Genomic DNA, 11,632 nt, shown 5'->3' with positions numbered 1-11,632 from the left:
CGCCTGAAGGAAGCCAGGGGGTTGCTTCAGTATGGGGAATGGGGCAAGTGGTTGGAGGAATCGGTCAGCTATTCTCAGAAAACGGCGGAAAGAATGATACGCGTTTTCGAGGAGTACGGGCCTAGACAGCTCGAATCCGCCGAGGCCCAATCTCCCACCGCCGACACCCAGGCGCAAGAACTGCCGAATTTGAATTTCACCCAGGCTCTTATTCTCCTCGGAGTCCCGGAAGAGGTTCGGGGTGAGTTCATTGCCGAGCTGGATATGGATAATATAACCACCCGTGAGCTGCAAAAGAAGGTCAATGATTGGAAACTGGCCCGGGAAGAACGGGATCAGGCCCGGCAGGAAAACACCGGCCTCCGGAAAGTTATGGATGAACAGGCGAACCAAATAACCCACCTGACCAAGGCCTACGACAACCTGAGGACCAAGTCGGAAGAGTTAAGTGAGTCCAACCGGGCGCTGGAACAGGATACCGAAAAGAAGCAGGCGGAGTTGGAAAAAGTAAAAAATAGGGCATCTTACAAGACTGTCGAAAAGATGAGCAAGCGACTTACTGAGGTGTATAACAAGGCAGTGGCTAATAAAGTGGCTTTTTTATACGAAAACCTGGAAAAAACATTCAAGGAATTGATGGGGGAAATGAAAGAGCTCGCCGCCAAGGAACCGGAGACCCATGACCTGTTCAAAAAGAGTGTGATTGATTTCTTGATGAAGTCGTTGAAGGAGAATGTGTATACGGAGAATGAGCAGGCATAAGATTCCTACGTCCAACAGGCAGCGCAAACAAAGGCTCTCCCAGATACAATCCATAAAGGTTAAAAAGTGTAATTTCAGGGCGACCGCTGAGGATCTTTTCAATGATGCCGGAGAATGGCGTGATATTCAGTGATGGCATCGAAAACGATTTTGTCCAATTAACTCAGGTATCGAGGCCGCTGTCACTCTTGCCGAGAAAAAGGGTCATTTGATCGTGTGAATAGAGTGAAGACATGGTGAGTAGGTGTTTGTATGTTTCCTTGGACGGGGCACGTGGAGAGTATAATAATGATGACGTATAGTGGTCAGAAGGCCAAATAAGACGGTTTGGACACCATATATAGCGTTTTGGGATCAGAAAAAGAGCAAAAAACGGGTCTTTATGAGCATTTTATAGATGACATCTGATTTTCTATAATGATAAAATAAAACGAAGTATGTCTGAAAGGGGTGGAATAATGAGTAGGCAGAAAGTATATCACTGTTACCACTGTGGTAATAGTACATTGATGAATATGAATGAGCAATGGGCGCAAGTGGAAGCTCAATTGGCAAAAGAACATCAAAAGTTAAAATAAGGGTATTAGATTCAAAAATCTTTCTCACAAAAATGCTGATACGCATATCAACTAAATATTGGAGTTTGTAGAGCAAGGGAAATTTCCTGTTGGGAAAATAGCGAAAAAATCCTAGGAATTTAGATCAAGCGAAAGAGTAACCTATAAAATGACAAAAGAGTATGTAGAAAGTAAATATGGTTTCAAGATGCAAACAGTGTATATTGCAGCAGTAAAAAATTGGGCATGATGCTCCGAATGTACTGGAAGTATTGAAAAATCCCAAAAGACAGCCAATACATGAAAAGAAAGATAGAGGCAATTAAAGCAGAATTGAAGAATTTTATTGGTAAAATAACGAAAAATAAATTATTGCGACTTCTATATTTTGGTAAATACTGCGTGATCAATTGAATTTTTATAGCATAAATGATATAATATACTATCTATAACTATATGCAAGGAGGTGTTTTGTATGGCTACAGCAGATCAAATTAAAAGCTTAATTAAAGCTCATAATGATAATGACAATGAAAAATTCAAAACTGTAGTATTGCAAATTGCTGCTTATGAGGCCAAACTTAACCACGAAATCCTTGCTCGGGAATTGAAGAAACTGGCTGAAAAAACTGGAAATGCTAGAGCGAATATACTTCATTTTAATCAGATGCAAAATAATCCTATGCTTACAATGTACATTCCAACTGAAAGAATAAAGGATTTAATTGTATCTGACGAGATTCATGATAGAATCAAAAGAATCTTAAACGAATTTAGAAATAGAAACAAATTGAGAAGTTATGGGATGAGTAATCGTCGTAAAATTCTTATTGAAGGGAAGCCGGGAACTGGAAAAACATTTACGGCTTCAGTAATAGCTTCCGAAACAGGGTTACCCCTTTATACAGTCCAGATGGATAAGTTGGTTACAAAATTCATGGGTGAAACCAGCTCGAAATTGAGACAGATTTTTGATTCTGTTGAGAATTCAATTGGTGTATATTTTTTTGATGAATTTGATGCTATTGGGGCAGATAGAAACTTGGATAATGAAGTTGGAGAAATGCGAAGAATACTAAACTCTTTTCTTCAGTTTATTGAACAGGATAAATCGGAGAGCATTATTGTTGCGGCTACCAACAACCAAAAATTGTTGGATCAAGCATTGTTTAGGCGTTTTGACGATGTTTTGCATTATTCAATGCCAACTGAAAGCGAAGTAAAACGGCTGTATCAATATAAGCTTGCAGCTTATCAAAGTGATTTTGTACCATCTACTCAATTAATTGAAGAATCGCTTGTATTAAGTCATGCCGAAATAATCAGAGTATGTGAAGATGCTATTAAGGATTCTATATTGGATGATAATAAAATAACACAATCCAAGATGCAGAACCTAGTTAAAGAAAGATTAACGCTATATTCTGGAAAGGAGGCGTAACGGTTGTCGGTTGAAAAGAAGAATATATTTTTGCATGACACAAACACATCTATTCCGTATATTTCTCGCTCAATGCCAGGTGGGAAAAATTATCCTCAACGAGAAAATAGTAAGGCACATGCTACGTTTATTGAGAGAAAATTGAACGAATGCTACGAGCGTTCAGCAACTCAAAAGCAAGTTGCAGCAATAAGATATAAAGAAGGCGTGTACCTTGAGTTTTCTAGCGCAGCTAAACATGATTTGGCAATTAAAAGCTTGGAAAACAGAACTCAGGGCATACGCCTTTTGAATGTAAAATCCGATGAAGAAACGGAAACAATTAGGGCAACGGTGTATATTCCTGCGGGAAAGGAATCATACTTCATTAAAAAAATTGAAGCATATTCATCGGAAGTTACTGAAAAAGGAATCCCAAAACATAATGATTTAGTGCGTAGCATTGATGATATAAGAGTTGCGATGTTAGATTCATTTTGGATAGGAAAACCAGAGGATATTCCAAACGAAGTTGCTCAATGGTGCGAAGTATGGATTAGATACGATAATTTATTTCTTGAAAATGCTTTAACTAACATCTCAGAGTGTTGCAGAACATTGGAAATAGATATTGATCATAACAAATTGATTTTTCCAGAACGTATAGTTCATCTGATAAAGGCCAATAAATCTCAATTATCTAACTTGATCAGTTGCTGCGAATATATTACTGAATTTCGCAGAGCACCTGAACCTACGAGTTTCTTTGGTACACTATATGGTGTAGAACAACAGGAATGGGCTGAAGAATTGTTGAATCGAACAGAATTTATGGACAGTAATTCTTCTATCTGCTTGTTAGACACAGGTCTAAACAATTCACATCCTTTAATTTCTCCAGCAATAAAAGATATAAATACTGTACAAGCTGTTAACGATTCTTGGGGATCAACTGACCATATGGGGCATGGGACTGAAATGGCGGGGATAGCCTTATATAATAATTTAAAGGATAAATTGTTAGACCCCAATAGGTTAGTCATTAACCATAAAATTGAGTCCGTTAAAATTCTACCACCAAAAGGAGAAAATCCTATAGAGTTATATGGGGCAATTACTGAACAAGCTGTCGCATTGGCGGAAATATCTAATCCGTCAGCGGATAGAACGTTATGTATGGCTGTAACTTCTCCATATTATAATACAGAAGATGGTAGCCCTACTTCTTGGTCTGCTGCTGTGGATAGTATCACTTCAGGCGCAAACGAAAACGGTGAAAAACGCTTGTTTTTTATTAGTGCCGGAAATGTATTTCCCGCAGAACTAACTTATAATGACTATCCTGATTCGAGTATTCTTCATGGGGTTGAAAATCCAGGGCAATCTTGGAATGCAATCACTGTTGGAGCCATAGCAAATGATATTCAAATTTCAGATTCTAGTTATAAGCATTTCCACCCAGTTGCTGATGTAGGGCAATTGTCACCTTATAGTTCTACTTCTGTAACATGGAGTAATAAATGGCCAATTAAACCTGAAATACTTCTTGATGGCGGTAATATGGCTACAAATGATACAGACTATACTGAGTGCGAAGATTTATCTCTTTTAACTACACATCACAAGCACTTAGTACGTCCGTTTTCAACTATTTGGGGAACGAGTTCAGCAACTGCACAAGCATCATGGATGGCGGCACAGATTTATGCAGAATATCCGGGTATATGGGCCGAAACAGTACGAGCTTTATTAGTGCATTCTGCAAGATGGACCGAAAGTATGCATAGACAGTTTTGCAAAGAAGATACCAAAACAAAGGGCAGAAAACAGTTGCTGCGTACTTGTGGTTATGGTGTTCCTGATTTGTCAAAAGCAATTCGGTGCGTTGATAATTCGGTAAATTTGATTATACAAGGCGAATTACAACCATTTACCAAAAATCATATGAATGAAATGCACTTGCACGATATACCCTGGCCAAAAGAAGTATTACAGTCTCTAGGAGAGACAAAAGCAATAATAAGGGCTACTCTTTCCTATTTTATAGAGCCAGGTCCGGGAGAAGTCGGTTGGAAAGACAAATATAGATACCCTTCCTGCGGTCTTAGATTTGATGTTATCAACTCTAATGAAACATTAGAAGATTTCAAAAAACGTGTTAATATTAAGATGCGTGGTGATGACATAAAAGATAGTGGAGATGGAAGTAGTCGAGATTGGTATTTAGGTGTTGGAAATCGCGACGTTGGCTCAATACATTCTGATTTTTGTGAAGACTTAGCTGTCAATTTGTGTGATGCAAATTATGTTGCAGTTTATCCGGTAATCGGCTGGTGGCGAGAAAGAGGCCATCTCGGTAAATACAACGAGAAAGTAAGATATGCTCTTGTCGTTTCGATTGAAACACCTGAGGTTGAAGTTGATTTGTACACACCTATTATTACTAAAATTGAAACCACTCCAATTGTTGAAATTACAATCCCTAAATAATTATTGTATAAGCTTATGGAAGTAAACCGTTTACCGAAAAGTAAGCAGTATTCGAAAGCGCTCACGTCAGCCAACGCACTATCTAACCTACTGGATCGGAGAGTGCGTTTTTTGTCTCTCCATCTGGTATAAATTATTACTTTAAGGAGATACAAAGTTTGAAATCCTTGGCAAAAAGCACGTGATACGAAAAATAAGTCGTGCACTTAGACGACAGTTTCTTAAATAGACCCTTTCGCCAAGGGGATACCAGCTTTTTCAGCATCATTTTTGTAACCTCAAGGCACGTGGAGACCTGTGTACTGCTATATCACAAGGATTACACAGTAGGCGAAAAGGGCAATACAATGATGGCACATATATCTCACATCCTGCACCTAAACTTACTCCTTCTGTTCCAGCATCAGCCTGGCCAAATTATTTCGAAAATTTGGAAAAAACCCCACCAGTTTTAAACAGCGAAAACAACGAATACACATCATCTGGACAAGGAGACCTAAATAATGCTATTGGTCCATGGACGTTTCAACTATTTACTATCTATATAGACATAACCTTTAACGCCTATGGATCCGCATATGGCACTTCATCATATGATGTACATTAAAACTGCCTATTTTGTTGATCAGGGCTTTAACCAATAAGACTTTCCGAAAAGCTGTTTGTTAAAGTGATTTTAATGTCCATACGAGAGATTCGGTTAAAACGCTTCCTAACAAAAAACGCCGGTCCAAGGCCGATGATACTTGGGGTGTAGGCCACTGGGAAAGTATTTCATCGCTAGATAACGTATATTTCCCGACGTTGACAGATATTGAGTATGATTTGGATTTTAAATAAATATCGAGGTCCGATTATATCATTTATTCCTAGAACAACATGATGTGGCAGTAGAATAGACAAAGGAGCAGGTCTGAATAACTAAGCGAACCTTTTAAGCAAAATACAGCTAGGAGACTGTGAAGTTTCCTGGCTGTATTTTGCTATAGATCATTGTGCCAAATAGACTAATCTTATGTCCTTTCGAAAGTTCCGATACAGACCATTTTAGAACTTCACAGTATAGAAATACTAGGTTTAACCCTTCTAGCTTACCCCTAGTGATAGCTTCGCTGGTACTGTCCCTAATTATTTGTTCATTTTTTTCACCACGTAAATGATCAAAAAAACTGGAATCAAAATGGTAGGGAAGAGTACTCCAATAGCAATTACCGGACTTACAAACGCTGGAAAAACAAACATCTTTTTTGCCTCCCTTCTACATTCCTTTAAATGGGGTCCCGCCAACATTATAACCTTTATCTTAACTCTAATAATTTAGTTAGAATGGCATTTATTGTTTCAGTATCAGTATTGAATATTTCGTTACAAGAGAGCACACTTCTCGGTAAAAGTGAGCATATGTCTCGATAAAATAGAGCAACCTTCACGAAGTACAGAGCAGCCGGTCTATATCACATCATATAGCGACCCTATAATGGATATATGCACAATTTTTTGTGTAAATATTTTTATGGAGGTCGATAATTGTGGTAAATTATCGAGAAATTATCAGGCTCAAATGCCTGAACCACAGCAAGAGTCAAATCGCGACAAGTCTCCACTGTTCAAGAAACACAGTTACTGAAGTCTGCGACCTTGCAGAACAGAAGGGTCTATTAGTATGGCCTTTGTCAGACGAGTTAACCGATACTGACATCAGGAAGTTATTGTATCCTGGGAGGGTTACAGAATCAGGTCGCAAGATGCCCGATTATGCCTATATACACAAGGAGTTGGCAAAACCTGGCGTCACCCTCACATTACTGTGGAGTGAATATTGTGAGCAATGTGAAGCCGAAAAGGCTATCCCTTATCAATACACCCAGTTTTGCGATTACTACAAGGCGTTTGTATACAAGACTAAAGCGACCATGCGAATCAAACGCAAGCCAGGTGAACTTCTAGAAGTGGATTGGGTCGGAAACACGCTCTGAAGAAATGGAAATAGTTATGTACATCGATCCTGCTGTTAAAGCTAGAAAACGCAATGACTACTCGGCAATTACGATCCTCGGAAAGCATACAAAGACCAAGCGAAAATATGAATAGATGGTAGTATATACAAATTGCTTCCCGATGATCTGTTTCAGGTAGCCGTTGAAAAGTTACAGCAATATCCGATTGAGAAGATTGGCTTTGAAACGACAGCTGCGCAGAGCTATATCAAGCAGAAGTTTGAGGAAGAACTTTGGAAGGCTAAAATATTTACTCCTGTGGACGAAGTAATAAGTAAAGGACAAAAGCATGAGAGGATTATATCGTTAGAACCAGAGGTTAAAAAAGGGCATATCCTATTCAATCCTTCTAACATAAGGTACAATAATCAAGTCAAGGATTACAACAAAGGAGCTAAGCATGATGATGCTCCTGATTCACTTTATGGAGCAGTCCAGTTGGGAGAGATGAAATGTTTCCTTGGGTAAATGAATTTGAGAAGAAGTTTAATATAAAGGTTAATTATGCAGACAATGTTGTCAGAATAATAATAGGGGAAGCACCATATAAACAAAAACTTAATGGCATTGATTTTAAGGTATTTTCTAAAAAGAATCCATTTAGAGACTTCAGGTATATTGCATTTTTGGTAAAAGATTGGATCAAAGTACAGGATAGTCTAGAGATGATCTTTAATATGCTGTTTAATTCTCATTCAAAGGGACTTGAAGCGATTTCATATCTAAGAAAACATAAAGTTAGTGCTGAGGAATTTGGCATATATTTATATAAGCGTCACAGTATCTTATTGGTGAACAGATATTTAGATTCGAAAACTGTGACCAATAAATTTGTTGGGATTAATGATAGAAACAAATACATTTTGGACTTTATCTCAAACATCAGGAAAAGAGGGCATGATGTATATGTTTTATTTGTCGGAAAAGAATCTAAGAAAAAGCTTGATTTAAAGGGTGTTGAATCAGGTGAAGCAGTTCACCCCAGTGGAAGTAATTTAAATAAACCAAAATTAGTTCAAAAATACTATGGAGTATGGTACAGATTCAATGATAAGGACTTAACGAAAGCAACAAAAAACTTTAGTTTAAAACATTTTACAATTGTGTGAATAACAACGGGTTTGTGATGACAGGTCAAAAGAGCCTGTCTAATTTTCTGCCCAATTTTAGAAAGGTCGTGTAACAGGTTTAGCCACATTACCCCGATCACTTGGAAACATAAAAGCGTATTCCTCTTCGATTTCATCCCAAGGAATGATTTTTGCCAATTGAACCCAGCGATTTTCGGCACTGAGCTTACCCGAAAAAGGTAGGATGAAATCATCTATGGCCATCTGCGAACTGGGCTTACGGTACATCTTTTTCTCCTCCATGTGCACGGTTTTTTGGGGGTAGTTACGTTTTTCCGTGCACATAATATTCGACAAAAATGCCCTCAAACCCTTGTGAAATCTAGCTTTCCTTAATATTTAGCAAGCCCTAACTAGCTGAGGTGTGGCATACCGAGGCTTGTCTGTCTGGAGAAATCTTACAATAAAGTAACATCAAGGCACGTGAAGTGCGTGGTATATCGAAAGTAGTGAAGAGCGAATATTTTGTGCATCTCTTTCATTGCATAAATATGGAAAGTATTCGATCAATCTAGATTTTAGAGTCAGTAGATTTGACTACTGTGCAAGTCTTACACGAGCAAAGGGAATTAACTTTTCTCTTAGTAGAACCCAGTTTTTTTCTACCTCTTTGATATGAGCTGACATGCTTTCTTCATAGTCTATGGCGTCTTGGTAGTGATTAACTCCATACAAAGAATAGAAGTACTTCTCGGCTGCAATAAAGGAGCTATTTGTCAATTCAACGAATTTGTCTGGTGTAATGATTCCTTTGGCTTTAAAGGCAATATTGGTCTTGGCGCAATCGAGATTGATACAGCCTCTTGGGAAGGTGGGAAAGTAAGGAGAATACCAATGATCTTCTTCTGTCTTTTGCTCTTTCTTAAAAATTAAAAACAAAGTTTGGATAGCAATAATAAATATCACGTATATATCATCGACACACTTCAGGATGCTAAAGAGTCGCGTGTCATTCGAGATTAATATAAGTGTTTCATCTATTAATCTCGAAATGGCAAAGGCATCTGCATCCATCTCCATAGTTTGTAAATCTAACAATTCCTTATGCGATTTCGCAAGGTTATTGGTAAAAGTATTCAATTTAGTTATATTTTGAACTAAAGAATCCCGATATAAAATATGGCCGTTATAATGATGACCAATTTCATGCAAAATAATAAATTTTATTGCAAACATTGCCATGTATTCAGCGATAATTCTTCTTTCCCGATCAATCGGGAAATTGATGGTCGTCTGATATTGTTCATTATTAAAGTTATAAATCAAATTATAGCCCAACGCTGCGGGAGTGGGGCTTAAGTATGGGAGTATGGGATATCTTGAAAGGATATTATAAAATACTTCGAATGTTGTAATGACAACTCCATCATTTATGATGACATGGTCCACGCCGTCTTCATGATACGATTCACCGTCAAAATGAAATAATGTCTTGAAATCGAGATGAAATGTATTCTTAGCTTGTTGTTGGTACAAGGCAATATTGATTTCTTCTACGACACTGATAGCATAGTTTTTGAAATACTGGAATCCTGTGCAATTGGGCGATTGCAATATATTGAAGATCGAATACTCGGTCAACCCAGATAATTGATTCATATTTAAATTACTCATCAAGACTGGCATCGAATCGCCTGAATATGGAGGCGACGATTTCTGTTTCGCTTAATTGGTGAATATTTGAATTATTGTTGGCGTGCATCACTGTGCGGGTAAGTTGCCCCCCAGGAAAGACAATGTCCAGGCCGAACAAGAGGGTACTATGTTCATCTATGCCTAATTCCTCGAGCGTAATATCGTGCCGCTGTTCTTCATCGTAACGGGTATCATTGATTTTAAAGAATGGTTTAGGTTGTACTTCGCCTTTGTAATCTTTTGTTGTTTCATGAAGATTGAACAGTCGGCGGGTGATAAGTATAAGATCGGAAATAGTTAATGTCTTAGATAGCACAAAATTGTAGATTTGATCATGGCCATGATGATAAATTAATACATTAATAGGTTTGAAGCTTAATTTCTTCCTAATCATGTCTAACTCACCGTTGATCAGAAGTTGGAAATCGTTATGAATCCTATTTTCGGGCACGTCACATAGAGTGCGAAAATTCGCTTTAACTTGGTCGGGGAATCTGCGGCATAGTTCAATCCAGCTGTCTTTTCCCCTAGTATTGACATGAGGATCAACCGATTGAAGTGCAGTGATTTGGTTTCCAGTTAAATTGTTATTAGAACAAATCGTGTAGAGAGCCCAAGGTAATGTATTTTTTAGAGGAAGTGCGCTTCGTAAGGAGTTGCATGCAATCTTAATGTTAAATTTGTTATCATTCAATGTGCTTTTGCATTGATAAGCGATCTGTCCACTTCTGTAAAAAAGATCGATACCACTCTCGGGAGGACGTCTCCTCTCAATCTCGTTTGTTCCGTATTCTAACTTTAATAGCTTCAAACAGAATGATTCCCAGATATCGGAGAAATCAGTTTCTTCATGAACTGTTAAAAAAGGTGGATATAATAAATATCGCTGCAAATTTACACCATCCTACTAACTGATATTTGTCGCAATCTATAAGAATTCGACAGTATATAACTCAAATCCTTCCACAAACCAGTTGTTAAAAAGATACGCTCAATTGTGGAGACCTGTGTACTGCTATATCACAAGGATTATAAGGCTGGGGAAAAGGGTAAGAATGTTACGGTTGAGGTTGGGATGAATAAGTAAATCGATATTTAAGCATTAAGGGCATCTAATCTACAACAGGGTTAGGTGCCTTTTATAATGCTTAAAATGTATAATAAGGGAAGGAAAGATATAAAAATGGAAATAATGGGTGAGCACAAGGAAACACTCAAAGGGGGTCCTTTTGCAAAATGGGATCAAGGGTTGGCTTAATAAGTGAAGACAATGAACCCAATCAATCTGTGTTGCGCTGAGGTTAGCTAACAAAGTCGTTGGAAAGAGACAAATAAAATGGGGCTGAAACAACATGATCAAGTTGTTTCAGCCCTATAATTCCATATAAGAACATTTGCAGTTAGGTGAGGACTAATTTCATGGCTTGCTCAATATTAAAGCATAAATAACATTTCTGCATACGTGGGAAGCGGCCAGAGTTCTGAATCAACAATCATTTCAAGTTTATCTCCGTCAATCCTGAGAGCTGCCATGGCCTTAAAGACTACATCTCGGTAATAAACGGCTTGATCAAAGGCATCTGTCAGAGACGCAGCTTCCTGAGTAACATTTTCAAGGGTGTTTAAATTTGTTTTCAGAGA

General features: G+C 38.0%; 9 protein-coding genes and 1 pseudogene. 6 read left to right on the top strand and 4 right to left on the bottom strand.

Annotated features, from left to right (window positions below; all coding sequences use genetic code 11):
• The 6 genes from M8E35_RS25435 to M8E35_RS25410 all read left to right on the top strand — a co-directional run.
• On the top strand, positions 1-762 hold a 762-nt coding region (locus tag M8E35_RS25435; RefSeq protein ID WP_252473768.1), incomplete at its 5' end, for a DUF3102 domain-containing protein.
• Positions 763-1,794: 1,032 nt separating this feature from the next.
• Positions 1,795-2,760 (top strand): AAA family ATPase, encoded by a 966-nt coding sequence (locus M8E35_RS25430; protein ID WP_252473767.1) that lies wholly within the window; start codon positions 1,795-1,797, stop codon positions 2,758-2,760.
• A 3-nt stretch (positions 2,761-2,763) separates the two neighbouring features.
• Positions 2,764-5,229, top strand: coding sequence for a S8 family peptidase (locus M8E35_RS25425; RefSeq protein ID WP_252473766.1), 2,466 nt, complete (start codon positions 2,764-2,766; stop codon positions 5,227-5,229).
• A gap of 1,529 nt (positions 5,230-6,758) precedes the next feature.
• A complete protein-coding gene (locus M8E35_RS25420; protein ID WP_252473765.1) occupies positions 6,759-7,205 on the top strand; it encodes a hypothetical protein in 447 nt (148 codons plus the stop codon).
• 132 nt (positions 7,206-7,337) lie between these two features.
• On the top strand, positions 7,338-7,694 hold the full coding sequence (locus M8E35_RS25415; RefSeq protein WP_252473764.1) for a hypothetical protein: 357 nt from the start codon (positions 7,338-7,340) through the stop codon (positions 7,692-7,694).
• Entirely contained in the window at positions 7,679-8,335 is a 657-nt protein-coding gene (locus tag M8E35_RS25410) for a hypothetical protein (protein WP_252473763.1), read from the top strand. The genes M8E35_RS25415 and M8E35_RS25410 overlap by 16 nt, the downstream gene beginning before the upstream one ends.
• Positions 8,336-8,407: 72 nt before the next feature.
• On the opposite strand, the pseudogene M8E35_RS25405 reads toward M8E35_RS25410, so the two are convergent.
• From M8E35_RS25405 to M8E35_RS25390, 4 genes and pseudogenes are all read right to left on the bottom strand, one after another.
• A pseudogene (locus M8E35_RS25405) lies at positions 8,408-8,584 on the bottom strand (IS5/IS1182 family transposase); the annotation flags it as partial.
• Between the two features lie 309 nt (positions 8,585-8,893).
• Positions 8,894-9,970: a phage exclusion protein Lit family protein gene (locus tag M8E35_RS25400; protein ID WP_252473762.1), complete on the bottom strand. Its 1,077-nt coding sequence runs from the start codon at positions 9,968-9,970 to the stop codon at positions 8,894-8,896.
• Positions 9,963-10,883: a hypothetical protein gene (locus tag M8E35_RS25395; RefSeq protein ID WP_252473761.1), complete on the bottom strand. Its 921-nt coding sequence runs from the start codon at positions 10,881-10,883 to the stop codon at positions 9,963-9,965. Before M8E35_RS25395 ends, M8E35_RS25400 begins: the two co-directional genes overlap by 8 nt.
• 542 nt (positions 10,884-11,425) lie before the next feature.
• On the bottom strand, positions 11,426-11,632 hold a 207-nt coding region (locus M8E35_RS25390; protein ID WP_252473760.1), incomplete at its 5' end, for a hypothetical protein.

Origin of the sequence: Desulfosporosinus nitroreducens (assembly GCF_023897015.1) — a bacterium.
Classification (GTDB): Bacteria; Bacillota; Desulfitobacteriia; order Desulfitobacteriales; family Desulfitobacteriaceae; genus Desulfosporosinus; species Desulfosporosinus nitroreducens.
Note: the sequence above shows the minus strand (reverse complement) of the source record. Positions and strands in the feature narration are given on the sequence as shown.